The following is a 26,411-nucleotide window of genomic DNA, read 5'->3' as shown; positions in this document are numbered from 1 at the left end:
TTTACTGCTTAGTCTCGATAAATCTTGGTTAAGTCCTGATAGTGATCGATGCGACGATCACGAAGGTAAGGCCAAATTCGACGTATGTTTTCACTACGCGCTTGGTCTAATTCAACAACTAATAATTGCTCATCGCTGTTGTTCGCTTCGGCTAAGATTTCACCTTGAGGGCCTGCGATAAACGAGTTACCCCAGAACTGAATACCTTTACTTTGAGCGCTTGGATCACTTTCGTGGCCAACACGGTTACAACTGATCACAGGCACGCCGTTGGCAACTGCATGAGCACGTTGTGAAATAACCCAGGCGTCTTTTTGACGTGTTTGCTCGTCTTTTTCATCACGCGGGTCCCAGCCAATGGCTGTTGGGTAAATTAAAATTTCAGCACCGGCCATTGCCATTAAGCGTGCAGCCTCTGGGAACCATTGATCCCAACACACTAATACGCCTAGTTTACCAACAGAGGTTTGAATAGGCTCAAAACCTAAATCACCCGGTGTAAAATAAAACTTCTCGTAAAAGCCTGGGTCATCAGGAATATGCATTTTACGGTATTTACCGGCAATGCTGCCGTCAGTTTCAAGCACCACAGCAGTATTGTGATAAAGTCCTGTAGCACGCTTTTCGAATAATGATGACACGATCACCACATTAAGTTCTTTGGCAAGTGCACCTAAGGTGTCTGTGCTTGGACCCGGGATTGTTTCTGCTAAATCAAAAACGTCTACATCTTCGGTTTGGCAAAAATACAAGCTACGGTGTAGCTCTTGAAGAACAATAAGCTTAGCGCCTTGGCTTGCTGCATCACGAATACCGGCAATTGATTTTGCCATATTGTCTTGAGCATTATCGGTGTTTGATTGCTGAACAAGAGCAACCTTTAAATGCGTTGGTTTAGTCATTGTTTGTTCCTGCTAAAAAGCCGCGCGGTAATTGCATTGTAATACAGTGTAAGCTGCCAAATTGGTGAATAATTGGCACACAATTAATACCCACCACAGTGTGATCTAGGTATGCTTTGGCAACCTGACCAAGCGCCAGTTGATCGTTTTCATCACCATAAATTGGTACTAAAACGGTTTTATTGATAATTAAATAATTAGCGTATGTGGCAGGTAATCTGTCGCCATCTTCATCGAACACAGCTTTTGGCCAAGGTAAGGCAATCAGCGTGTAGTTTTCACCCTCTGCTGTTTTAAATGATTGCAGTTGCTTTTCCATTGCATCAAGGGCTGCAAAGTGCTCATCATTTTTATCGTCGCACTTAACATAAACAAGGGTGTTGTTTGGTGCAAAACGTACCAGCGTATCAATATGGCTGTCGGTATCATCACCTGCAAGATAACCGTGATCAACCCAAAGAAACGACGTAGCACCCAGTTGCTCGACCAGCGTTTGTTCTATATCTGCTTTTGTGAGTTCTGGGTTACGATTTGGGTTTAATAAGCACTCGCTGGTTGTGAGTAGCACGCCGTGTTCATTGATCTCGACGCCACCGCCTTCAAGAACCAGTTCACTTTGCTGATAACCATTTTTAGGACATGCGACTTGCTTTACAAGTACTTGATTAATTTGGTTATCAAGATCACTTGCAAACTTATTGCCCCAACCATTAAAAATAAAATCCATTACTTTTAATTGAGTTGCGTCATCAATATTTGCACAGGTCAATGGGCCATGGTCACGTGCCCAGGTATCGTTACACGGTGTAACCACAAAGTGAATGCGATTAGCATCAACCTCTGCATTTGCAAGTAAAGCTGCAATATGTGCTTTGAGAGCATTATCATGGGCCACAATCACAACATCTTGTTGTTGGCTTATTGCTTGGCAAAGTGCTACATACACAGGCTCAACAGCGGTTAAATTTGCAGCCCAATCTGTGTCTTGATGAGGCCAAGTGAGCATAACGGCATCTTGCTCAGCCCATTCAGGTAAAAGTCTAAATTTCATGAAGGTATTAAACAAACTAAGGTGGGGCTAGTTTAGCATTTTAGCCATAGATGTCAGCTTTTTGTGCGCGATAAAGCGTGATTTTTAACTGTCTTGCTGATTGTTTTCTTGCTGACGTTTTTTAAGTTGGCGTGTTTGTGCGTGCAGGGCTGCTCTTACGACTAAATCTTGGTCAGCATCGCGAATGGCAGTAAACAATAATGTGTATTGGTATTTATCATCATCGCATTTTTCAATGGCGACTAATTCGGTATAGCAATAAATGGCAGATGCTTCGTGCTGCAAGAACAACTTAGTACGAAATGTTTGCCCTAATTCATACACATCAGCTGAGGTAAGTTTTACACCACCACCGCCATAACTATCGCAATAGTTTGCGTTATCGTCAGGCTGCTCTGAGGCTAAGATGTGACTCATGATTAAATCAATTTTACGAGATTGTGCCTGTAAAAAGGCCGCGAGTTCTTGTGCAACATCACCCAGATTACGCAGTGGTCGTAAGCTTGTTTGCTCAAGTTCGTTTACTTCGTTGGCAAGTTTAAATAGGGCAGGGATATCCGCTTCGAGCTCAGCATTGGTTTTTGGCACAGCACTAGGTTCAACCGCATATAAATTGACACGGTTGCTCTCGTTGATTTGAAAAAACTGTTCAAATTCGGCTAATTTTTGATTATTCATGCTGTACTCCACACATCTTTCCTTAATACTAGCGTTCGAAGCAGTAAATTGCTAGTAATCAAATAATCAAAAAAAAGGGCAAACTCATTGTTTGCCCTTCATTTTTTACAGGTTACCCTCTTGGGTTTTAACATGTTCTTGTTGATGATGTTCTGCTATCTCATCAGCAAGCTCTTGTCTTGATCGTTTTTCAGTTAATTTTCGCGCCGTTAACCAATAAAAGAACAGCGGCACAAAGAATACTGCAAGGAATGTCGCTGCCATCATACCGCCCATTACACCGGTACCAACGCTGTGGCGGGCACCTGCACCTGCGCCAGAGCTAAGTACTAAAGGCACAACGCCTAAAATGAAAGCAAGCGAAGTCATAATGATTGGTCGAAAACGTAAACGTGCAGCCTCAAGAGCAGCCGTACTTGCGCTCCAGCCTTGTTGATGTTTCATCAAGGCGTATTCAACAATAAGAATCGCGTTCTTACTGGCAAGACCAAGTAGTGTTACTAGACCAATTTGGAAGTACACATCGTTTGTCATGCCAACAACCCAAACTGCTATAAGCGCACCAAAGGTACCAAATGGCAGGGCAAGCATCACAGACAGTGGTAGTGACCAACGCTCATATAGCGCTGCTAGAATCAAAAATACCATGATCACAGCAAGGCCTAAGGCAATTCCTGTGGTGCCTGAACTGCGTTTCTCTTGGAATGCAGAGCCTGTCCACTCGTAGGTCATATTAGGTGGTAATACTGCTTGTGCAATACGTTCAACTTCAGCAATAGCTTGACCTGAGCTGTAACCCGGCGCTGCATTACCCATCAGTTTAACAGCAGGTAAGTTGTTATAACGATTTAGGTTTTCTGGGCCACGGCTATACTCGATAGTGGTAAAGGCTGAAAGCGGCACCATAGTACCTTGGTTGTTTTTAACATAGATACGGCCAATGTCATCAGGCTTCATTCTAAATTCAGCGTCTGCAGACATTAGTACTTGCCATGCGCGACCAAATTTATTGAAGTCGTTAACGTAATAAGTCCCTAAGTTACCTGCAAGAGCAGTGAACGCATCATCAATTTCGACACCCATTGCACGTGCTTGTTCACGGTCAACATCAACACGTAGCTGTGGTGCATCAGGGCGCCAAAGTGTTTGCAGACCACTGATGATAGGACTCTTTTGTGCTTCAGCTGTCATCAACTGCATTGCATGTTGAAGTTTGTCTGGGTCGCTATCACCTTTGTTTTGAATGTAAAATTCAAAGCCACCTGTGTTACCTAAACCAAAAATAGCCGGAGGATTAAAGGCAAGAACGAGCGCCTCTTTAATACCTGCTGTTTTCATGAATAGCTCTTGCACCAGTGCCTTGGTATCAACTTCACGCTCATCCCAATGCTTTTGAGTCACGAATAAGGTTGCAGCGCTGTTTTTGTAACCACCGCCAATAAAGTCAAAACCGGTAAACGCCACCACGTTTTCGTTCGCTGGGTTTGATTGTACGGCCTCAACAACCTGTTGTGTGACTTGCTCTGTGCGTTCAAGTGATGAACCGTCAGGTAAGAAGATTGCAGAGATGTAATAACCTTGGTCTTCATCTGGCACAAGTGAACCAGGGGTGTTTTGCCAAAGGCCAATCGTTGCGGCAATCATACCTGTCATTAAGATCAGCCCTAACAGACCACGGCGCACCATAAAGCCAACAGCACCAACATAACGGCCGGTGATCTTGGTAAACATGTCGTTAAACCACAAGAAGAAGCGGGCAGTTTGCTTGTGTTCTTGTTTTAAAATAAGTACACAAAGGGCTGGCGTCATCGTTAAAGCAACGACACCCGATAAACTTACTGCAATCGAAATAGTAATAGCGAACTGGCGGAATAGCTCACCGGTTAAGCCACCTAAAAACGCAATTGGCACAAACACTGAACAAAGTACTAAAACAATTGCCACCACCGGGCCGCTTACTTCGCCCATCGCTTTAACGGCGGCGTCTCTGGCACCTAGGCCTTCTTCGTGCATGATACGCTCAACGTTTTCAAGTACCACGATGGCATCATCAACAACAATACCAATCGACAGCACCATACCGAATAAGGTGAGAGAGTTAATTGAGTAACCCAGCATATACATGCCGGCAAATGTGCCCAGTAGTGATACTGGCACTGCAAGGGTTGGAATAAGCGTTGCGCGCCAGTTTTGTAAGAATAAATACACTACTAAGAATACCAATACCATGGCTTCAAGTAGTGTTTTTACAACTTCACGGATTGATACTTCAACAAAGCGGGTTGTGTCGTATGACGTTAAATGAGCAAGGCCGGTCGGGAACTGGCTTTTCATTTCTTCAATAACACTGTTTACTTCTTCAGCTACATCAAGAGCGTTTGCTCCTGGTTGCAAGAAGATACCTAACAGTACCGCTTCTTTACCGTTAATTGTCCCTTTGAAGTTATAGTCTTTTGAGCCAAGCTCAACGCGGGCTACGTCTTTTAAGCGTAAGCTACTGCCATCGGTATTTGAACGAATAATGATATTTTCAAATTGCTCAGGCTCAGACAAACGCCCTTGTGCAGTTACACTGTAAACCAGCTCTTGAGGAGATTGTGTAGTAGGCGTCGCACCAATTTTACCTGCTGCGTATTGCGAGTTTTGTACGCGAATTGCCCCTGCAATTTCTTCAACAGTGACACCTAACTGGCTCATCACATCAGGGCGCAACCAAATACGCATTGCGTAATCTTTGGCACCAAAAATTTGTACACTGGTGGTGCCAGGAATACGTTTAACACGGTCAAGCACGTTCATAGTGACATAGTTTGATGTCCATAAACTCGAACGTGTTCCATCTGGTGAGTAAAAGGCATGAACTTGTAAAAAGCTAGAAGAACCTTTTTGAACTACCACACCTTGGCGGCGTGTTTCTTCAGGTAAACGCGCTTCAACCTGCTTAACACGGTTGTTTACGTTAACGGCTGCTTGGTCAACATCAGTGCCAATTTCAAAAGTAACTTCGATGGTGGTTGAACCTGCACTGGTTGACGTTGATGACATATACATCATGCCTTCAACACCGGTAATGGCATTTTCAATCGGTGTCGCTACCGTTTGCTCAAGCACATCGGCAGATGCACCGGGGTAGGCTGCGGTTACTTGAACAACCGGTGGTGCTATTTCAGGATATTGCGCCACAGGTAAGCTGCGCATCGCAGCAAGTCCCGCAAGCACAATAACAATAGAGATAACAAACGCAAAAATGGGTCTGTCTATAAAGTAACGAGAAAACATAAGACTCCCTGTGCTTATTCTGCGTGGCTTGGGTTAGCGGCAGGTTTGCCAACATTGACTGGCATACCCGGGAAGAAAATACGTGCCATGCCATCAACAATAACTTGGTCGCCTTCTTTTAAACCACTGCGAATTAACCAAAAGTTTTGGTATTGCTCGTTTTCTGGTTTTTTGATCCATTCACCTACAGTAACAGGGGCAGGTGAAGCGACATCCATACCTTGCTCGTTTTTACTTACTACATAAACAAACTTACCAGTGCCGTTATCAAGCACTGCACGTTGCGGAACGATGAAAGCGTTTTTGCGTACTGCACCACTTAACTCAACACGAACGAATTGGCCCGGGCGAAGTTGAAAATCAGGGTTAGGAATAATTGCCTGAAACTCACTGGTACCTGTGTTTGGATTAATACGCACATCAGAGAAGTTAACTTCACCGGTTTGCCCGTATAACGAACCATCTTGCAGTTTAATTTGTGTTTTCCAGTGGCCTTGCTCAGGTAATGTCAGCGAGCCATTTTTAACATCTTGACGCATTTGCAGTTGTTCACGCTCAGATAAGCCAAAACGAATACGAATAGGGTCAAACTGAGTCATTTGAGTCAGTAATAAATCTGGACCAGAAACATAGGTTCCTTCAGAAACAAACTCACGTCCCATTACACCTGCGACAGGGGCTTTCACTTGCGCATATTCAAGGTTTAGTTGCGCTTCTTTTAATGCGACTTTTGCAGCGGCTAAATCAGTTTTAGCAATATCATTGGCTGAACTAGCGTTATCGTAATCACGTTGTGAAACGGACTTTTCGGCACGTAGTTTAGCTAATCGTTTAACGTCACGATCAGCTTGAACAAGCGCTGCTTTTGCACCATCAAGTGCAGCTTGCGCACGATCAACCGCAAGTTGATAAGGTTCAAGGTCAATAGTAAATAATGATTGGCCTTGCTCTACACGCTGACCTTCTTCAAAGTTGCGTGATTCAAGAATACCGGTGACACGGGCACGAACTTCAACTTCTTTTGAGCCAGACAACGTCGCTGGCAGCTCAATCGTAAAAGGGGCATCGTGAGTTTCCATTGTCATAGTCGCGACAGCAGCGGGGTGCATTTGACCCTGTTGTTGCTGTGGCGCTTCAGAACAACCTTGCAGTAGCAAAGGAGCAGAAACAAATAACAACGCAGATAATGATAATTTGGCAGGTGCGAAAGGCAGACGCATGTTTACTCCACAGTCCAATTGTTAAGTAGGTATGCATAAAAAATAGTCTATTAGCAATAAAGACGTCACTATGCATATTCATTTAGCGTTTAGTTTATACCCAAAAAAGAGAAAGGTACACCCTGTAGTTTACTTTTTTGTTAGGCGCAAAAAAACGCAAAGCATTTTCGCTTTGCGTTGATATAACGGTTTAAATCGTTTTTTACTTTTTCGTTAGTAAAGAGGCTAACTCTTCAAGGTTTTTAACAATGTAATCTGGCTGCTTTGCCAGTGGGTAAAGCGCTTTACCGGGCCTTGCGATAAACGCTGTTTGCATACCCGCTTCTTTAGCGCCTGCTACATCCCAGCCGTGCGCAGCAACCATTAAAGCTTCGTGAGGCGCTACATTTAATTGTTCAAGCAACCACTTGTAAGCGCGCAGATCGGGTTTATACACTTTAATATCTTCAACACTGTAACGGCGAGTAAAGTAATCTGTTAAGCCAGCATGTTGAAACTGCGCTTTTACACCGTTATTTGACGAATTTGTAAAGCTGACCAGTTTATAGTCTTGCTTTAATTGCGCCAAAGCTGGTTTAACATCGCTATGCGCAGGTAAAGATAAAAGTGGTGGCACAATCGCCTGATTTGCTTGCTCTTTAGTTAACGAAATTTGATTATTACTTGCCACCATCATTAGTGCAGCAACGCCAATTTCACCGAAGTCATGATAATCATTAGACACCGTACTCACTAAGGAGTGATGCAGCATGGTCGAAAACCAAAGTGGTAATAGCTGGGTATTGCCATTAAGCGCTTCAGCGACTGAGCTTTGCATTTGTTCAAGATCAAGCAAGGTTTCGTTGACATCAAACACAATTACTTTTGGTTTAGCTTGGTGTTGAGACTCTGCCATTGTGCCTCCCGAGTAAGTTAGGGTTACCAATAAAACTAGACTAAAAAATACTTTTTTAAACATGATTTAGTGCCTTAACAGCGTTAAGAACATCTAAAGGCTCTGCTCTTAATGTGTAATCTTCATGAGCAAATGCAAATTGGATCACCCCTTGGCAATCAATAACATAGGTTGCTGGTAGTGGTAATTCGTAGCTTTCGTCACCATTGGCTTTTGGAATATCTAAACCAAGTTGATCGTAAACTGGGATTAAGCGTTCATCTAAGGTGAATACCAAGCCACACTTTTTAGCCAAAGAGTTAGACACATCAGAAAGCACCGTATAAGCCAGCTCGTTTTGCTGTTGGGTAGACAGTGTTTCATCAGGTAACTGCGGCGAAACAGCAACTAACTGTGCATTTTGATCAGCAAATGCTTGTTGCATATTGTTAAGCGCGCGAAGCTCTAAATTACAATACGGGCACCAACCACCACGGTAAAAACTCAGTACAAGCGGGCCTTTCGCTAGCAATTCAGTCGAGCTGATTTGTTTGCCCTTGCTGTCGGGTAATTCAAATGCTGGAAACTTATCACCGACTTTTAAAGCATGTTTACTTAATTGTTCTGCAATCAGTTTTTCAGTCGTGACATCCATCAAATTTAAGATATCAGCTGGGGCATTGGCTTTCTTTTGCACTTCAAATGCGTCGATTTGGGTTTTTAAAGACATACATACTCCAATCATTTTTTACAATTTGTAGCAAGTATAGAGTTTTAAATTTTTATATATACAATACAAAACTGAAACCTAAATTCGAAAATATTGAATCAAAGCCATGTACAGTTTATGTGATTTAGAAACCTTTATTGCCATAGTTGAAAACCAAGGTGTAGTTGCCGCCGCTAAAGCTCAGGGCCTCTCACCTGCGACGGTAAGTCATCGCTTAAGTAAGTTAGAAAAAGCCTTAAGTACTGTATTGTTGTTTCGTGATAGTCGGCGAATACGCTTATCGCCTGCAGGGGAGTTGTTTTATCAACGAGCTGGTGCCATTTTAGAGGCTTTATATGATGCAGAGCATCAAATTGGCGCACGAGGTTCAGCAGTAACAGGGCTTTTACGAGTCACTATGCCGCCTTGGGTTTTTTCAAAATTCGTGATGCCAGAGCTTGGCCACTTTGAACAGCAATTTCCCGACTTAAAACTCGATTTTATGATTACAGATCAATTTGTGAATATTGTTGATGACGCCCAAGATGTGGCTATTCGAGTAGGTCAGTTGGCAGATTCAAACCTTCTTTCTCGTAAGCTTGTTAGTAACTCTCGTATTTTGTGCGCAGCACCGAGCTATATTAAAAAATATGGGCAACCTAAGTCGGTGGCTGATCTTAAAGACCATTACTGGGTGTGTTTGCCATGGCAGCGACAGCTTAAATTTAACGAAGGTGGGCAAATAGTTAACTATAATGCGAGAACGCGTTTTACTGTATCTAACTCAGATAACATGACACAGGCGGCGATTGCAGGCCATGGCATAGCGATTAAATCATATATTGCAATTAAAGATGATTTAGCCGAAGGACGGTTAATCGAAATACTCCCTAATAGCCTTGTTGATGCTGACGCGCCAGTATGGTTTTTAAAACCACAAAACAGCCTAGTGACGCGCAAAACAGAGGTTTTTTATGAGTTTATGAAATCTTTGTTTACCTAAGGTACAAAAACTTAACAAATGGCTTGTAATTAAACTGAAATCTCGTACCCTAAAGCAATAAAAATATAATAAAGGTGAGTTAAGGATGACAGATCAAACTGGGGTTATCACCGCTTTTACCGAGATATCGAGCAAGCTTAGGCGCTTTGTATCACGTATCGTCAGCCCTGATGATGTAGAAGATATTGTGCAAGAGACGTTTATAAAAAGTTATGAAGCTGATCTTAAGCAAAATATCGAATATACTCACAGTTACATGCTGAAAACGGCTAAGCATTTGGCGCTAAATCATATTGCTAAATGGGACAATAAATACAAAGAATCGTTAGATGAACAACAGCAGGTTGAGCATCACATGCGTTCAATGGCACTTGAAGATGAAGTGACTTCTAAAGAGCGTTTTTTGTTTTTTTGCCGAGTGACTAACGAATTAAGCCCTCAGGTTAAAAAATGTTTTATCTTAAAAAAAGTCTATGGCTTAAGCCAAAAGGAAATTGCAGCTAAAATGAGTCTTAGCGAAAGTACTGTTGAAAAACATATAGCCAAAGGCTTATTACATGTTCACCGAGCAATGAAATCACACGACGTACAACCACAGGCATTTACCCCTACCACAGAGTTCACTGCAAAAGAGGTGAACAAATGAGTAATGTCCATCTATTTTCATCAAAAGACATGATTCAAGAGCAGGCGAGTCAGTGGATCAGTGCCATTGATCGTGGCCTATCTAAAGATGAAGTAAGCCAACTACATTTGTGGGCTCACCAAAGTGCGGCTCATCAAGAGGCATTGTTTGAACTTGCGACCTTATGGGATGAAATGAGTGTACTTAATGAGTTAAGTAGTTTGTTTCCTTATAAAGCACCGCAAAAACAACCAGCAGTGTTTGGTATGGCAACCGCTGCCAGCTTTTTAGTGGCAATGCTGCTTGGTTCTATCATGCTTATCTATTCAAGCTATTGGCAAAGTGAAGAAAACGATTACGCCAAATTTAGCAAAATTTACCGAACCAAAGTGGGTGAGCAAGCTGAATTTGTGCTGCCAGACAGCACTATTGTTCAGCTTAATACCAATACTAAACTCGAAGTTGCCTATTCAGGCGATCGCCGGCAGTTGATTTTGAGCCGCGGTGAAGGGCGCTTCAATGTTGCCAAAGATCCCAGCCGTCCGTTTACGGTTATTGCTGGTGATAAATCATTTACTGCACTTGGTACGGTGTTTAATGTTCAGCGAAATACTGCTTCAGACTTAGAGCTAGTGGTGACTGAAGGCAAGGTGATGATTGCTGATCCGAGTACTCAGGTTGATGCTAGCGACTTTAATCGTTTAAAAGATGCCTCAGATAACAGTGCAGATATTAAAGCGCTTCGCGCTAATGTTGTTGTATCTGGTGAGAAAGCACTGATAAAACAAAGTAAAACTGAGCCAATTAAACAGTTATCGGTTGATGACGTTCAGCGTGATTTGGCATGGCAACAAGAAATGCTGATTTTTAATGGCGAGTCTTTAGGCGAAGCTCTACAAGAGGTGAGTCGTTATACTGCCACACGTTTTGAATTAAATGATCCAGAACTTGCCTCGTTAAAAGTGGCTGGCGTGTTTAAAACAGGCGACATTAAAGGTTTGCTTGATTCTTTACAGGCCAACTTAGGTGTAGAACATCAACGTTTAGGTGAACATCGTGTTAGCTTAACTATCGCTGCAAAAGGTTAGTTCTGTCTATGAGAATACGCCAATATAATGATGTTAATTGTGCGCCACCTTCTCGTCACAAAAAATTAATTAAAAAAAAGTTAAATTTACATAGCGGATTTATCTTCCTCACTTGTTTGTTTAAATTGCGCAGTAAGCAATTGCCGTTGTTACCTGCATCTTTTGTTATTTATGGCCTTACAACAGGCCAAGTAGCAATAGCGGCTGAAAAACAAATGCTGCAATTTGACATCAAAGCGCAACGAGCTGATTTGGCGTTAATCGAATTTGCAAAGCAAACCGAACAAACAGTCATTTTTTCTTTCGAATTAGCAAAGCAATATCAAGCGCAATCTGTGTTTGGTTTTTACACCAAACTTGATGCACTGAATGCGATGCTAGAAGGCACTGAGCTCGATGCGGTTGTTGATCAACAAGGCTTGCTGAGTATAAAACTCAAACAAGTAGATAGGATAGATAATAACATGATCAAAGTATCAGGGGTCAGCGCTGCAGTCGTGCCATTACTGCTTGCCGCCAATACGCAAGCGTTAGCAGAAGATCAATCAGCAGAACAAAACATCGAAAAAATTGCCGTTGTCGGTAGCCGTGTAGCAGGACGCTCGGTTGAAGATTTACCGGTTCCGGTTGATATTTTAAGTGCCGAAGCACTAGAGAATACAGGTCAAACAGAAGTAGGCCGTATGCTTCAGGCTATTGCACCGTCTTTTAACTTTTCAAGCTCGTCTATCAGTGATGGTACTGATGCACTTCGTCCTGCAACCTTACGTGGCTTAGGGCCAGATCAAACCTTAGTTCTTATCAATGGTAAACGCCGCCACCAAGCGAGCCTTATTCACATTAATACGTCAGTAGGTCGTGGTACGGCGGGTACCGACATGAATGCTATTCCTGCTGCTGCAATCAAACGTATTGAAGTTTTACGTGATGGTGCTGCTGCGCAATATGGTTCAGATGCCATTGCAGGTGTTATTAATATCGTATTAAAAGACGCTGAAGAGGGCGGTAAAGCGGCTATCAACTACGGTGAGTATTCAGAAGGCGATGGCGAAACTGTAACTGTTGATTTCAACAAAGGATTTGCTTTAGGTGACGAAGGTTATTTAAACACCACAATCAACTACCGTGACCGTGCACCTACTAACCGTGCAGGCTTTCATGGCTCATGTCAATTTTACGGCTGTACTGAACTTGATGATGGTACGCTATTGGCAGGCGACCCTCGTGAGCTAACAGCACCTCGAGATACGTTTAGAATTGGTGATGCAGATTCACAACAATTCGCTCTAACAGTTAATACTGGCTATGAGCTTGCTGGTGGTGAGCTATATGGCTTTATCACTTATTCAAATCGTGAAAATGAATCAGCAGCGTTTTTCCGTCATAACGCAAATGCTAATGGTAACCCTGTATTACAAGATGGTGATGCAACCATTCCTATGGGTTTCTTACCGAAAATTAATACTGTCATTGATGACGTGTCTTATAACTTTGGTTATAAAAAATCGTTCGATAATGACTCAAGCATTGATTTATCGTACACCTACGGTGAAAACAGCATTGATTACACAACAAGTGATACTATCAATGGCTCTTACGCTAACTACCTTCGTTATGATCAAGGTTTAACGGCTGATGAAATTCGTGCCACTATCCCGCGTTCAGCGTATGCATATGGCCTTGAATTATCACTGCAAACTTTAAATCTTGATTACACCAAAGATTACGACAACTTCTCATTAGCACTAGGTGCTGAGCTTCGTACCGATGAGTTCCGCATTCTTGAAGGTAGCGAATACGCATATCGTGATTACGACACTGTTGATGGCATGAGCATCTATTCTGGCTTAAATGGCGGGGTAGGTAGTGTTGACGCTGCAAGCGGTACGCAAGGTTTTGGTGGTTCAGACCCGGCATCATCTGTTGATGAATCGCGCGATGTGATCTCATTCTATATGGATGCAGAAACCTATGTTATCGATGATGTAATTATTTCAGGTGCGGTACGTTACGATAACTACAAAGGCTTTGGTGACACAGTTAACTTTAAGTTAGCGGGTAACTGGTCTGTCACTGAAGATGTGTCTTTGCGTGGTGCATTAAGCACAGGTTTTAGAGCACCTTCTATGCAACAACTTTACTTTAATAACGTAAGTACACAGTTTGTTGTAGGTGATGATGGCAGCTTAGTGGCTGAGCAAGTAGGTACGTTTAGAAACGACAGTACCTTAGCGCAATCAATTGGTATTCCTAAGCTAAAAGAAGAGAAATCACAAAATCGTAGTTTAGGTATTGTGTATAACGTAACCGACAATATCAATTTAACCATTGACTACTACTCGATTGATATCGACGACCGTATCGTTATTTCTAACCGTTTAGGTAAAGGTTTATCAGATACGCTAGATGCTGCACTTGAAAGCTCAGGCGCAGGTGCGGGTCAGTTCTTCTTAAATGGTGCAGACACAGAAACAGAAGGTGTTGATTTAGTTGCTACATGGAACACAGAAGGCCTTGGCGGTACTTTAGATTTCACCTTTGCTGCTAACTTCACTAAAACAGATGTAGTTGATTTATTTACGCCATCAGGCAGTGGTCTTGAGACTATTCCGGTAGAAGATGTGTTTTCTGCTCAAGAAACATCAATTATTGAAGAATGGCAACCAGAAGACCGCATTAACTTAAGCGCGCTTTACCGTTTAGAAGATTGGACTGTAAATCTATCTCTAAACCGTTACGGCGAATACACAGTTGAAGATGGTGGTCGTCAAACATACGGTGCTGAAATCTTAACTGATGTTAAAGTTAACTACTTCTTTAACGAAAACCTGTCATTTAACATTGGTGCAAATAACTTATTTGATGTTTATCCAGATAAGAACACCATAGGTAATTCACGCTCGGGTACGATTGTTGATGCTAGCGGCAACACAATTGTTTCAAGCCCAGGTGTATTCACTTACTCACGTCGTTCAGCACCATTTGGCTTTAACGGTGCGTACTACTACGTAGGTGCAGAGTACAAGTTCTAAACTCCCTTTAGATTCCTTTATTATTTAACTTGCAAAGGGCCGTTAGGCCCTTTTTTAGTTATAAAGACGTGCTTATAGAAATTGGCACATCTTGATATTGTTTTATTTTATCAAGCAAGGTTACTAAGGTTTTGTGGCTGCTTTGCTCACTTGCTGTTACTTGCACATTGGTCATTTCAAACTGTGCGGCAAATAACGCAAGGTTAGCGATTATCTGCTCTGGTGTGATAAGCCGGTTTGCAAAGTAAATACTGTCGTTTTCAGTGATAGTAAATTGCGCTTGTTTTTTAGGGTTTTCAAGACTTGGTTTTGCTAAAGGGCGATTCACTTCAATAGCGCGCTCTTTAACAAACGAGGTTGTGACGATAAAAAATATCAGCAAGATAAACACAATATCGAGCATAGGAGTCATATCTACATCAGCGTTTGCAGTGGTTTTTTTATGTTGTTTCACCATAATTAGGTCCTTGTTGTTTTTGACTAACCCACAAAATTTACGATTAAGTGGACTAGCCATAGTCGTGTTAAAAACACGGATTATTTTAAAATGCTGGGCGCCACAGCAGTTTTTCGGATCCTAAATTTAAAGTTAGCAGCTTTTAAAAAAACGGTGGTTAAATAAATATTCTAAGTTTATTAAATGTTTGTAGCGTTTTTGTTGGTAAAAATATTTATTAGCTTTGATGAAATGATTTTGAGGTTAGTCTGGTCATTTTTGTTGGAACTAAGTTTAAAGGATGGATAAATGCTAAAAATTAAGCCTTTAGTTTGTGCTATGTGCCTTGTTTTACCAACAGCAAGTTTTGCTGAGCAACCAGTAAACGGGCAAGATTTTATAAATTTATTTGAAAAGCTTTCAGGAAAGCAGCCCGGTATCAGAAAAGGTCACGCCAAAGGGGTGTGCGCTGTCGGCACATTTACACCTAATCAAGCAGCAAAACAGTATTCAATTAGCCCTTTATTCAATGCGCCATCAAAAGCAAATATTCGTTTTTCTATGGGCGGGGGGAACCCTCATGCTGACGAAACATCACGCTCTCCACGCGGAATGGGGGTGCAGTTTGTGCTAGAAAATGGTGATGTACACAATATTGCAGGGCTAACTACACCTGTATTTGCAGGTAACAGCCCAGAAGCGTTTTTTGGCTTGCTAAGTACTTTAGTACCTGACGAAAAAACTGGGCAAATCGATTTTGCAAAAGTAAAAGCATACAGAGATCAAAACCCGAGTACCTTAGGGCAATTTAATTGGCTGCAAAGCCATAACCCGCCAGCATCTTATGTGTCTTCACGTTATTTTGGTGTGCATACCTTTTACATGGTTGATGAAAAGGGCGCTAAACATGCCTTTAGATGGATCATGGTGCCAGAAGAGCCAGAGCAGGTGCTAACTGAAGAGCAAATGAAAACCTTCCCTAAATCATTTCTGGCTAAGCGACTTGAAGAAGATTTAGCAAAAGGGAAGGTGCATTATCGTTTTCAAGCACAATTAGCCAAGCCCGGTGATGCATTAACTGACCCTTCAGTTCGTTGGCCTGCGGATCGCAAAACAATTAATTTAGGAAAGCTCACCATAGAATCAACAGGTGAGTCAGGTTGCGACCTTACTAATTATGACCCAAATCTACTATCTAAAGGCTTTATGCCAAGTGATGACAAAGTACTTAAATTACGCTCAACAGCTTATGCAATTTCATTTTCGAAGCGTTTAACGGGGCAATAAGTTTCTTGGGGTTAACTCACTAAATTGAATAATTATTAAGGGTATTTGTCATGCTTGATTAAAAGGAGTTAATAAAACCTGACTGTTGTATAAGCTAAAGGATGAGTTTGATTTCTAATAGTTATAGTTTGCCCTTTCATGTATCACGTAAACGGGACAATTACAGTGTTGATAAGTGGTCAAAAAATACCTATTCTTAGAGTATGCTCTCTGCCCTGATACGGAGGATGCATTGAAGCGATTAAATAGAAAGGGAAATGGAATGAAACTTCTAAAACATATAAATATCAAAAGCTTACTGTTTATGTTCTCAATCACTCTGCTAGGATTGTATGCTCAGGGCGTAAAGTCGCAACAGATAATTACTTCACCTGAAGAAGCTCATAAGATTGCTAAAGAGGCATTTATCTTCGCCTATCCCATGCTATACGGGTATAAGACCATGGTGGCGCAAACCCAAGATCCACTTGATCCGGGTTTTATTGGCGGATTCGGAAGATATCGTCATTACACTAGACTAAACACCCCTGAAGATAAGGATATAAATGCGCCCAATAATGACACTCCTTATTCCTGGGCGTGGCTCGACTTGAGGGCGGAACCGTGGGTGTTGAGCTTGCCCGAAGTGTCTGGAGAACGCTATTACACACAGCAGTGGTTTGATCTTTACACACATAATTTTGCCTATACTGGCGCTCGAGCAACTGGATTTGGAGAGGGGAGCTATCTCTTCGCAGGGCCTGAATGGAACGGCGAGGTTCCTGCATCTATTAAGAAAGTATTTCGCAGTGAGAGTGAATTTATAGGAACTCTCACTCGCACAGAGCTCAAAGGTGAGAGTGATGTGGAAAACATGTTGGCTATCCAGCACAAATATGTGTTGCAGCCTCTCAGTGAATTCGCAGGTCAAAAGCCGCCGGTACCCGCTGCAGAGATAGCGTGGCCGGCATGGAATGAGAGTCGTGCATTGTCAGGTGAATTCATCGCTTATTTAAACTTTCTCTTGCAGTTTACTCAGCCTCACCCATCTGAAAAGGAACTTCTAAAAAGATTCGAAAAGATCGGCATCAAAGCTGGTGCGCCATTCGATATCAAAAGTCTACCGCGAGATATCCAACAAGCATTGACTGATGGCGTCGAGCAAGGATTGAAAGAAATCGAAGAGGTGATGCCTTCACTCACCAATTCTGGCGAAGTGTATGGCTCACGGGAACAATTGAAAAATAACTATCTTTATCGAGCTGCTGGGGCATTTGCAGGAATTTACGCCAATTCTGTAGAAGAGGCTTTTTATAGCCAGTGGTCTTTGGATTCTAGTGGTCAGCCCTTAGACGGAAAACACAAATACGTCATTCATTTCGAGAAGAAAGATTTGCCGAACGTGAAATTCTTTTGGTCTGTAACATTATTCGATCTTCCCGGTCGCTATCTCGTCGCTAATCCGATCGACAGATATTCACTAGGTCCCAGAACTGATGGTATCCGCTATAACGATGATGGATCACTTACGGTTTATGTTCAGCATGAGCAACCTAAAGGCGATAAGTACACTAATTGGCTACCTGCGCCTGATGGTCCCTTCTTCGTAACACTTCGATGCTATGGCCCTGACGATGTAATGATAAATGGCGAATATAAGCTGCCAAAGATGAAGCTCCAAACTAATAGTAAAATTCTCAGATAAGATACGAACCGCTTATCTAAATCTAAACAAATAAAAGCCCAGCTTAACTGGGCTTTGCACTCTCACAATTTAATGCTTTTTCATTTTACTCATTTCAGCATGACAACTTTGAATTGTCAGCAGGGTTTTAGATAACGCGGCTTCACAATCATGGGGTTGTGGTTTTTTAAGCGCATGTTTGATTTCGGCTAGTGTTTTATCTTCAACTTCTTCAAGTTCGCTAACATAGGTGGCGTTTTTGTCGGCACCTAGTTTAGTAATTAGTGATGTATAGGCTTTACGTGCTTCTACAGCAAAATCAGAACCATTTTCGCGCTCGCCATTTTCGTTAATAGCATAAGGTTGTAAGCGTTCAACACTTACTTTACGCGCATCTATCATGCGTTGAAATAGGGCAATAATGCTTGGGTCGGTTACTTTTTCCTGTGCTTTTTCATAAAAATCGATACCGCTATTCATAACTTGGATGATATCTGCAATATGATGAACGTCTTGTCCTTGATGAGTATTCATAATGACCTCTTTTTGAATATTAAAAACAATGCAATTAGATACTTGCAAAGCATATTCCAGTTCATTACTTAAATATAAAGTTATTTTATTTCAGTTGGTTATTGGTTTTTAATAGGAGAGATGCTGCTGATAAGCTAAGCTAACACCTTGCTTATCAGCAATAATTACAATTTTGTTGGTAAAATCTTACTTAAGCTCGTCGGCTACTTCTGCAACCTTTTGGCGTAACCAAATATGGCTTGCATCACGGTGTAATAGCGGGCTCCAAATCATATCTAGCTCAAATGGCGGAATAGGGAATGGCGGCTCAAGAATTTTAAGGCCCGGATCATCTAAATAGATATTCGCCGCTTTTGAAGGCAACGTTGCAACCAAGTTTTGTTCTTTCGCTAAGTGAATAGCAACGTGGTAGTTACGGGTAAAGGTGGCAATATTACGGTGTTTACCAAAGTGAGCGAGCGCCTCATCCACCCAACCTAGCTTTTGCACATCTTTAGGGTCCATACCCACACCTACACCAAAGCCTGTTTTACTAACCCAGATGTGGCGCGCTTTTAAATAACTGTCGAGGCTGAAGTCTTTGATAATTGGGTTATCTGCTTTTACTAGGCAACAAAAGCTGTCTTTCCAAATTTGTTTATAGTGAAACGATTGCGGTAAGTTTTCAAAGCGGTTGATAGCCATATCTACTTTACCGTTTTCAACATCGTGGAAGGTAACATCACTTGGGGTCAAAATATCGAGTGTGGTATCGGGCGCTTCTTCGTGTAATTTACTTAATAAGCGTGGGGCAAGGGTACTTGCTGCGTAGTCACTGGCCATGATACGAAAAACACGTTTACTTTGTGATGCTTCAAATTCGCGGTTTGGTGCCAGTGTTTCTTCAAGGGTCATTAAAATGCCGCGGATCACCGGTTGTAATTCTTTTGCGCGCTCTGTTGGTACCATACCTTCGCTGGTACGCACTAAAATAGGGTCGTTAAATAAATTACGGAGTCTTTTTAGGCCATTACTCATGGCAGGTTGGGTAATGCTTAGCTGGTTAGCAGCTTTAGTGACATTACACTCCCTTAGTAACGTATCTAGGTAAACAAGTAAGTTTAAATCTATTTTACTTATATTCATTGTGTGTCCTTGGTGTTTACCAATAATGGATAAATCGTTGTGCAGCAGGGTATGGATAAATGTGGCTAACTACACCTTGCTTATAATTGTATTGTGCTTGTCGCCAATAGGCTGGATCTTCAAGCTCTGGGTGTGTACTCAATAAATATTGCTTATACACCGGATTTGCTGTCACAAAGGTACATAATTGCTCTGGAAACACATCTTGCGGTGCCACAGAGTAACTTTGCTCATTGGTTAAGTAATCATCGTACGACTTTGCTTTTGGTAAGGCGCGAAAGTTCATGTCTGTTAGGTACTGAACTTCATCATAGTCGTAAAAAATAATGCGATTATGTTTACTCACCCCAAAGTTTTTCAACAGCATGTCGCCTGGAAAAATATTTACTGCGATCATTTCTTTTAAAGCTTGGCCATATTCTTCTATTGCTTCAAACGCTTGTTGTTCACTGGCATTTTCAAGATACAGATTTAACGGTGTCATGCGTCTTTCTATATACAAATGCTTGATGATTAACCATTCGCCTTCAATAACCATCGAAGAACCAATGGTTTTATGTAACTCTGCAAGTAATTTACTATCAAATCGGGCTAGTGGAAATACGACGTTCGAATACTCTATGGTGTCGGCCATGCGGCCAACACGGTCATGGCTTTTTACTAATTGATAGCGTTTTAATACGGTATCGCGGCCAAAGGGTTTGCTTTCTCCAAAGGTATCTTTAATGACTTTAAACACATAACCAAACGACGGCAGAGTAAATACCATCATCACCATACCCGGTGTACCAGGGGCAATTACAAGCTGATCGTTTGAATGATCTAAATGACTTAAAAACTCTCGGTAAAACTCGGTCTTACCTTGTTTATGAAAGCCTATTGCATTGTATAGCTCAGCCAGTGTTTTGTTCGGCATAAGCTGATTTAAAAAGCGTACTAACGCAGATGGCGCATGAGTTTCAACCATAAAATAAGCACGGGCAAAACCAAAAATAACGCGCATTTGTGATGATTTGGTGAGTAGGGCATCAAGGTATAACCCTTTGTCTTCATGATGCAATACCGCAATAATAAATGGCTGTACGCCACTTTCTGATACCACACGGCCAACAATATAAGCCGCTTTATTACGGTAAAACGGGGCTTGCAGTATATCAAAGCGCATTTGCCATGCTTGGTGATGTGTATCGGGCGCTTGTTTATAAAAGGCTTTTACCAGCAAGCGAATATCGCGTTCTAAATCAACAAAGGGTGCTTTAAAATCAAACTGATTAATAATTTTGCGTATTGTGGGTCTTAAGCCATCAACAACAGGGTGGTAACTGCGGTATTCAACTTCCATTGGTAGTGCTGGGGCATCCGCAAGCGTCGCTTTTACAAAGATAAAGTCATTATTAAAATAACGACGATGAAATAAACGACAAAAAACAGAGTTGTAAAAGGTTTCGGCAAGTTCTGCCTGAGGGTGAAAGCGCAAAAATTGCTGATAGAGCTGTTTGGTTTCGAGCCAGCAGGTTTGATCTAAGGTAATAATTTGCTGTTCATTAAGCGACTTTAGCTTAGCAATGGTTTCGTTAACCCGATCATCGTAATGGCTAATTCTGAGTTTGCTTATCTCATTTATTTTTTGCCAATCACGATCTGCAAACGCGAGTGGTGCTTTGGCAGTAATTGCTTGAAAGAGTTTATAGTGATTGCGAAACCCAGATAAAATTAACTCTGCAATGTGTTGTGGCTGCATATAAACTCCTTACTTAAACCAACATAGAGCAATAACTCTATTGGTGTTAAGAATATGTTATTTATTCTTCAAACCCAATAGTAAAGTGTATTTAATTATAGCGAGCTAGTTTTTTCTCAAGTTTTGCGAGTTTTTTATTAACGCTTTTTACGTCGCGCCCGTATTGCTTGTTAATTGCTTTTAGCTGTTTTTTAATGTCTTTATTAATTTTTTTAGCTTCTTTATCAGACAAAATTCGGTTTAAGCGCTGTTCTTGCTGGTACTGAGCTCGGTCTCGATCACGGCTTAAGATATCTAAACGGTGTTTATAGCTTCGAATTTCGGCTTCGAGGTTTCTGATAATTTGCTGGCGCTCAAGCTCGTTGAGCTCTTTAACGAAGTTTTGCGGAGCTTGTAAGTCTGGGTCGGTGACTTGAATTTTGTGCTTGGTTGCACGGCTACCACAGGGGAACTCACTAAATACCGTGCCTCTGTCTGTGACACATTTATAGTATTCTGTGGTGGCAGCAAGTGAGGTGTTGGTAAAACAAAGTAGTGTAAGTGATATTAGATAAATGATTATGGCTTTCATGACGTCCGTGTCTCCTAATCAAATAAGGTGTCTAATATCTAAAGCTAGCTCGAAATAAAGATTTATCAATAAGCGCTAGGGCGTATATCGTTTCAGCTTTTTAATGCTTTGCACTAGGAATGGAATATCTAATCCTTGTTCAATGGCAAAGCCTTGTGCTGCTGAAATGTTTTTAAAGTTACCGTCTGAATCTATCAGGGTAATTCTGTCTTTTTTAAATGCGATAAATACATTTTGCGAGTAGTTAACACCGGTGTCGTCATGGCGTTTGTATAAGTTGCTACCCAACATGCTTTGTTTTGCGAGTGTTTTACAACCAAGGTAATGCCCCACGCTGGTGGCGATAATATCACTTGGTTGAATAAGGCCTTCGGTTTGTACAACTTTTTTATCTGAGCTGTATAAACGAGAGGCTGTAACAATACCATTGCTCTGCTGTGCAAGACTAAAGGCAAATACGGCATTAGCAGATTCACGTGCTTGTGTTGTAGCGTCTGCGCGTACAAGGCGAACCGCTGGGTTTTGGTCGTCGTTATTAATAAATTCGAATTGCTCAAAACCATTAATTTGAATTGAGCGATTATCAGCAAGCCACACAGGCAGTTGCTGTTTGTCTAGAATAGGGGCTTTGTAAAATGCTGGCAGGCCGTAAACTAAACTAAATAACGTATCTTCGGTTTCTACAGGTTGTAAGAACAAGTCTGTCTTGCGTAGTGCAGGCTCAGTGGCAACAAATTGCTCTAGGTCAGCATTATTCTCAAATACTAAAATATCGATAGTCGCACTCGACTCAGCTTTACACTCGGCAAGTGGAGTAGGTGCTAAGTAATCGATATTATGTGGGTCAAGCCTCACATCGTGTGCTTCTTTGTAGCTTTCTAAATCGAGCAAATCGTTTTTAGCTAACAAGCTTTTTGCTGTTGTAGGGTAAGACAACGGCAATACATTATCTTGTTTAGTGATATCAAATTTTAAATTGGCATCTGCCCAAATATGAATACTGTGGCTAAGTGCAAAGCACACTAAAATAGTGCTGGTTGCATAGCGCGGGAACTTATATTGCTTTAAGCGCGCTAGGTGGTGCCAGGTGTAGTTACTGACTAATAATTGGAACGCTAGAATTAGCAGCACAATGCCGCCTGCAAGAATTGTTGTTAATGCCGGTGAGCTTGTTAAACGGTGCCACAACAAAGAAACGATTTCAGGTAGAGCAGACGTATTTAAGTGATAACCCAAGTTAAAATATACATAGGCATCAAGCGTTAAGAATGACGCGCCGAGGGTTGCAATAATGGCTGCCATCCCTCGGATATGCCGAGGGTATGGAAACACTAAGCTTAATGGAAATATCGTTAAAACAAAGGCAATAAAAGTAATAAAGCTGGTGTGGCTTAACCAAGTCACGAGCATGTATAAATAGCCCATGAAGGTTGTCGGTGCACTGTCTGCAACTAAGTAGCTTAAGCTAATAAATAGCACTAAACCTATGTTTGCAAAGGTGAACCAATGGCCCCAACTTAAAAGCTGACTTACTTTTGAAGAAAACTGACTTTGTTGCGATAAATTCATAAATCTTATTTAACCGACTGTGCTAATGCTTTGGCAAAGTTGTCGGCAACAGCTTGTCTTTTCTCTGATGGTACATGCTCTTTTAAAATATGCGTGATAGAATTTCCTAAACACATAAGGCTTAAATCAACAGGCGCTTTGTGCTCTGTTAGTACATCAATCAGCTGATCAACGATTTGTTCTACTTGGTCATTAGAATATTTTGATATGATAGGCATCAGTTGGTTCGATAAAAAGAGTTATATTCCCGTATTTTAACACCAGAGGCGTGAAAAACAAAGATGACAATAGATGTTAAAAAATTAGTCGTTCATTATGTAGACAAAAAAGATGACGATACAGATATTCATTTACGCAATGATGAGATGGTTGTTAACGATAAAGTAGCCGTTTTTATAGAGCAGCTACACCATGCATATAATGGTAAGCCAGGTAAAGGCTACTGTGCATTCAGCGGCGAGAAAAACAGCATTGTTGCTTCGGCTATGCAAAGTTACCGTAACGACGAACTTGGCTTTTGGCACATGACAGAGCAAGCAACAAATGTGCTAAAAGAAGAGTTAAATAAGTATGCCTTTAATGAAACGGGTTATTTAGTTTTTTGCCATTATCAATATGTTGCAAGTGACTTTTTGTTAATCGCGATGATCAATATTAAAGAGCATTATTCAATTACTTCTGAGCTTGATTTAGCTTCATCACGTCACTTAGATATTTCGCGTATGCAACTAGCTGCACGTGTCGATTTAACTGCGTGGGATACTCAACCAGAAGATAATCGCTATGTGTCGTTTATTAAAGGTCGTGCAGGTCGTAAAGTGGCTGACTTCTTTTTAGACTTTTTAGGCTGCGAAGAGGGCATTGATCCTAAACAGCAAAGCCAAGTTATGCTTAGTGCTGTAGAAGATTATTTATCTGAGCAACAATACGATAAGTCAGAAAAAGACGAGCTACGCAAGCAAGTATTTGATTACTGTAATGATTGCGTAACAACAGGTGAAGATGCCAACGTTAAAGAGCTTTCTGCAACCTTATCGAAAAATGACGACAGCCCATTTGAAAGCTTCTGCCAAGAGCAAAGTTATGACTTAGAAGAGTCGTTCCCTGTTGATAAGAAAACAGTCACTAGTATGGTGAAGTTCTCTGGCATGGGCGGCGGTGTTAGCGTGAGCTTTGAACGTAAACACTTAGGTGAACGCGTAATGTATAACGAAGCAACCGATACACTAGTGATCAAAGGTATTCCACCTAATCTTAAAGACCAGCTTCAGCGCTTTATGGAGCAGGACGAAAGTTAATCGGGTTTAAGCTTCAAGTTTTAAGCGATAAGACGATAGATAACCGTTTTTAGCCCAGCACTTGCTGGGTTTTTTAGTTTTGGGTACTATAAAACACTATCTACTACAAGGAAGAAACATTGCATCACTATAGTTTTGTAGCGGTAAATAGTTTAGATACTAATATGTTAAATAACTTAGAGTCTCGGTTTGAGTTGCAAGAATCTGTATGCCTGAATAATTTAGAAGAGCTCAAATTATTGCTTGCAATGCTCGGGCTGAGTTTAAGCAAAACAATTAATCTCGATTTAATAGATATAGAGCATTGTTGGTTAGTAGAAGGGGCCTCAAAAGAAATTGCTTATTCTGACTTTGATGACTTTTACCAGCATTGGTTAGGTGTATCTCACAGAGAATCAACTATGGATGAATACGGTCAGTTAATTTATTTAAACTCTTTTATGAATCGCTTTAAAAAAGCAAAGTTTAAACTTATATGCCAAGAGATTAAGGATCAAAAGCCATCTTAATACCATGCTAGGTTGGCACGCTAAGAAGCTTTTAATGGCACATGATAAACTTTTGTTGGGTGATGCTCATTTGTTCTTAGAGAAGTATTTTGAATGGTTAAATAACAACAAAAATTAGCTCGTATATTAATGACAAAGAAACTTATATTATTCATATCACTGTTTGTTCTTGGTTGTTCACCGCTTTGGGAAGAACCTCCATATCAAGTCTATTTTAGTGATAACTCAAAAAAGTTAGGCTACTCGCTTGGTGAAGGTGCATTCATTGGACGTATAGATGAACCTAAATTGATTGCGTCTAACGATAAATACATTTCGGTTTTGGCTTGCCCTGAAAATATTTGTTCTTACTTTTATATTGATAAAGTGAACGATCATAAATATGCAGAACATAATGAGTTCGTTTTTGGGCCTTACACTAGAAATGAATTTACAGCTTTAGAATTTCAACTCGCTTTACCTAAGCTTAAGTAAAAATTTACTTCTAATATTTACTTTGCTTTTGTTCATCGGACAGTTCATGTTCTGACGGCGGCGGTGATTGCGGTGGCGGAGATTAGATAAAGTAGTTCCATTTGCCATCATTGATTTAGTAAAACATCTACAGATGGTTTTTAGCATGATTAATATAAAAATTCGAATAGTGGAAGGCGTAAAAGTGCTTTTCTTTTCTTTCAGTATCGCTTAGTTTTAATACACTCAAGGTACAAACTTCCCCGATGGCTAAGGAGAGTCATAAATGAAACTTGCTCAATTGAATATCGCTCTTGCTAAATATCCATTAGATGCGCCAGAAATAAAAGATTTTGTTGATAATCTTGATTTAATAAATGGCGTTGCTGAAAGCAGTGCTGGTTTTGTATGGCGATTAAAAGACGAATCTGGTGATGCCACAAATATTAAAATGTTTGATGATCCGAATATGATAATCAATATGTCTGTGTGGGAAAGCGTTGAAGATCTCAAAAATTTTATGTTTCGTACTCACCACAGAGATTTCATGCGCAGAAAAGGTGAATGGTTTCACCGCTTAGCAGAAGATAGTTATGTTTTATGGTGGATTGAAGATAACCATATTCCAACCCCTCAAGAGGCATTAGAGAGGTTGCAGTATCTGCGAGAAAACGGCGACACACCACATGCTTTCACATTTAAAAGCAATTTTACAGCTGAAGAATTTAAAAAATAAATAACAATTAACTGCGATAAAAATAAGG

24 protein-coding genes are annotated in these 26,411 nt (G+C 41.1%); 10 read left to right on the top strand and 14 right to left on the bottom strand.

Translation table 11 applies throughout. The features are described 5' to 3' along the window. Window positions 1–8: 8 nt before the first annotated feature. From AADY36_RS09310 to AADY36_RS09280, 7 genes are all read right to left on the bottom strand, one after another. Complete coding sequence (locus AADY36_RS09310) at window positions 9–902, bottom strand: carbon-nitrogen hydrolase (RefSeq protein WP_342408888.1); 894 nt, start codon at window positions 900–902, stop codon at window positions 9–11. Beyond that, entirely contained in the window at window positions 895–1,953 is a 1,059-nt protein-coding gene (locus AADY36_RS09305; protein WP_342408887.1) for an agmatine deiminase family protein, read from the bottom strand. The genes AADY36_RS09310 and AADY36_RS09305 overlap by 8 nt, the downstream gene beginning before the upstream one ends. Window positions 1,954–2,037: 84 nt before the next feature. Next, window positions 2,038–2,631 carry a PilZ domain-containing protein gene (locus AADY36_RS09300; RefSeq protein ID WP_054561991.1) on the bottom strand — a complete coding sequence of 198 codons (594 nt, stop codon included), beginning with the start codon at window positions 2,629–2,631 and terminating at the stop codon, window positions 2,038–2,040. A 105-nt stretch (window positions 2,632–2,736) separates the two neighbouring features. After that, window positions 2,737–5,910 carry an efflux RND transporter permease subunit gene (locus tag AADY36_RS09295; RefSeq protein ID WP_062565233.1) on the bottom strand — a complete coding sequence of 1,058 codons (3,174 nt, stop codon included), beginning with the start codon at window positions 5,908–5,910 and terminating at the stop codon, window positions 2,737–2,739. Between the two features lie 14 nt (window positions 5,911–5,924). Then, a complete protein-coding gene (locus tag AADY36_RS09290) occupies window positions 5,925–7,130 on the bottom strand; it encodes an efflux RND transporter periplasmic adaptor subunit (protein WP_342408886.1) in 1,206 nt (401 codons plus the stop codon). Window positions 7,131–7,332: 202 nt separating this feature from the next. After that, window positions 7,333–8,025, bottom strand: coding sequence for a haloacid dehalogenase type II (locus AADY36_RS09285; protein WP_342408885.1), 693 nt, complete (start codon window positions 8,023–8,025; stop codon window positions 7,333–7,335). A gap of 55 nt (window positions 8,026–8,080) precedes the next feature. Continuing rightward, window positions 8,081–8,734, bottom strand: a complete 654-nt coding sequence (locus AADY36_RS09280; protein WP_342408884.1) for a peroxiredoxin-like family protein — start codon at window positions 8,732–8,734, stop codon at window positions 8,081–8,083. Between the two features lie 106 nt (window positions 8,735–8,840). Here AADY36_RS09280 and AADY36_RS09275 point away from each other — a divergent pair, with 106 nt between their 5' ends. The 4 genes from AADY36_RS09275 (at window position 8,841) to AADY36_RS09260 (ending at window position 14,461) form a co-directional block, all read left to right on the top strand. Then, window positions 8,841–9,716: a LysR family transcriptional regulator gene (locus AADY36_RS09275; protein ID WP_054561342.1), complete on the top strand. Its 876-nt coding sequence runs from the start codon at window positions 8,841–8,843 to the stop codon at window positions 9,714–9,716. Window positions 9,717–9,801: 85 nt separating this feature from the next. Beyond that, complete coding sequence (locus AADY36_RS09270) at window positions 9,802–10,362, top strand: RNA polymerase sigma factor (protein ID WP_055021034.1); 561 nt, start codon at window positions 9,802–9,804, stop codon at window positions 10,360–10,362. Further along, window positions 10,359–11,429, top strand: coding sequence for a FecR family protein (locus AADY36_RS09265; protein WP_054561344.1), 1,071 nt, complete (start codon window positions 10,359–10,361; stop codon window positions 11,427–11,429). The genes AADY36_RS09270 and AADY36_RS09265 overlap by 4 nt, the downstream gene beginning before the upstream one ends. Before the next feature lie 125 nt (window positions 11,430–11,554). Beyond that, window positions 11,555–14,461: a TonB-dependent receptor plug domain-containing protein gene (locus AADY36_RS09260; RefSeq protein ID WP_442960159.1), complete on the top strand. Its 2,907-nt coding sequence runs from the start codon at window positions 11,555–11,557 to the stop codon at window positions 14,459–14,461. 58 nt (window positions 14,462–14,519) lie between these two features. Here AADY36_RS09260 and AADY36_RS09255 read toward each other — a convergent pair whose 3' ends face one another. Next, window positions 14,520–14,918, bottom strand: a complete 399-nt coding sequence (locus AADY36_RS09255) for an ExbD/TolR family protein (RefSeq protein ID WP_055021032.1) — start codon at window positions 14,916–14,918, stop codon at window positions 14,520–14,522. Window positions 14,919–15,206: 288 nt separating this feature from the next. Between AADY36_RS09255 and AADY36_RS09250 the strand changes: the two genes are divergently transcribed. Beyond that, the gene (locus tag AADY36_RS09250) at window positions 15,207–16,184 is read left to right on the top strand and encodes a catalase family peroxidase (RefSeq protein WP_054561347.1); all 978 of its coding nucleotides are present in this window, start codon (window positions 15,207–15,209) and stop codon (window positions 16,182–16,184) included. 262 nt (window positions 16,185–16,446) lie between these two features. Further along, window positions 16,447–17,868, top strand: coding sequence for a DUF1254 domain-containing protein (locus AADY36_RS09245; RefSeq protein ID WP_342408883.1), 1,422 nt, complete (start codon window positions 16,447–16,449; stop codon window positions 17,866–17,868). A gap of 69 nt (window positions 17,869–17,937) precedes the next feature. Here the strand turns inward: AADY36_RS09245 and AADY36_RS09240 are convergent, their stop codons facing one another. The 6 genes from AADY36_RS09240 to AADY36_RS09215 all read right to left on the bottom strand — a co-directional run bounded on the left by AADY36_RS09240 (window position 17,938) and on the right by AADY36_RS09215 (window position 23,605). Beyond that, complete coding sequence (locus tag AADY36_RS09240; protein WP_054554697.1) at window positions 17,938–18,381, bottom strand: ferritin-like domain-containing protein; 444 nt, start codon at window positions 18,379–18,381, stop codon at window positions 17,938–17,940. A 186-nt stretch (window positions 18,382–18,567) separates the two neighbouring features. Further along, window positions 18,568–19,506, bottom strand: coding sequence for a LysR family transcriptional regulator (locus AADY36_RS09235; RefSeq protein ID WP_054554698.1), 939 nt, complete (start codon window positions 19,504–19,506; stop codon window positions 18,568–18,570). Between the two features lie 16 nt (window positions 19,507–19,522). Next, the gene (gene aceK, locus AADY36_RS09230) at window positions 19,523–21,247 is read right to left on the bottom strand and encodes a bifunctional isocitrate dehydrogenase kinase/phosphatase (RefSeq protein ID WP_055021031.1); all 1,725 of its coding nucleotides are present in this window, start codon (window positions 21,245–21,247) and stop codon (window positions 19,523–19,525) included. A gap of 91 nt (window positions 21,248–21,338) precedes the next feature. Then, a complete protein-coding gene (locus tag AADY36_RS09225) occupies window positions 21,339–21,818 on the bottom strand; it encodes a DUF4124 domain-containing protein (protein ID WP_055021030.1) in 480 nt (159 codons plus the stop codon). A 75-nt stretch (window positions 21,819–21,893) separates the two neighbouring features. Next, complete coding sequence (locus AADY36_RS09220) at window positions 21,894–23,387, bottom strand: DUF3413 domain-containing protein (protein ID WP_054561351.1); 1,494 nt, start codon at window positions 23,385–23,387, stop codon at window positions 21,894–21,896. A gap of 5 nt (window positions 23,388–23,392) precedes the next feature. Continuing rightward, window positions 23,393–23,605, bottom strand: a complete 213-nt coding sequence (locus AADY36_RS09215; protein ID WP_054554702.1) for a DUF1414 domain-containing protein — start codon at window positions 23,603–23,605, stop codon at window positions 23,393–23,395. A gap of 63 nt (window positions 23,606–23,668) precedes the next feature. Here AADY36_RS09215 and yejK point away from each other — a divergent pair, with 63 nt between their 5' ends. The 4 genes from yejK to AADY36_RS09195 all read left to right on the top strand — a co-directional run bounded on the left by yejK (window position 23,669) and on the right by AADY36_RS09195 (window position 26,383). Then, window positions 23,669–24,685, top strand: coding sequence for a nucleoid-associated protein YejK (gene yejK, locus AADY36_RS09210; protein WP_054554703.1), 1,017 nt, complete (start codon window positions 23,669–23,671; stop codon window positions 24,683–24,685). Window positions 24,686–24,849: 164 nt separating this feature from the next. Then, a complete protein-coding gene (locus tag AADY36_RS09205) occupies window positions 24,850–25,194 on the top strand; it encodes a hypothetical protein (protein WP_152966932.1) in 345 nt (114 codons plus the stop codon). A gap of 129 nt (window positions 25,195–25,323) precedes the next feature. Continuing rightward, window positions 25,324–25,668 (top strand): hypothetical protein, encoded by a 345-nt coding sequence (locus tag AADY36_RS09200; protein ID WP_054561353.1) that lies wholly within the window; start codon window positions 25,324–25,326, stop codon window positions 25,666–25,668. Window positions 25,669–25,933: 265 nt separating this feature from the next. Further along, complete coding sequence (locus AADY36_RS09195; RefSeq protein WP_054561354.1) at window positions 25,934–26,383, top strand: DUF3291 domain-containing protein; 450 nt, start codon at window positions 25,934–25,936, stop codon at window positions 26,381–26,383. The last annotated feature ends 28 nt before the right edge of the window (window positions 26,384–26,411 follow it).

Origin of the sequence: Pseudoalteromonas sp. D15MCD-2, from assembly GCF_038562745.1 — a bacterium.
GTDB lineage: Bacteria > Pseudomonadota > Gammaproteobacteria > Enterobacterales > Alteromonadaceae > Pseudoalteromonas.
This window is presented reverse-complemented; position numbering and strand designations above follow the sequence as displayed.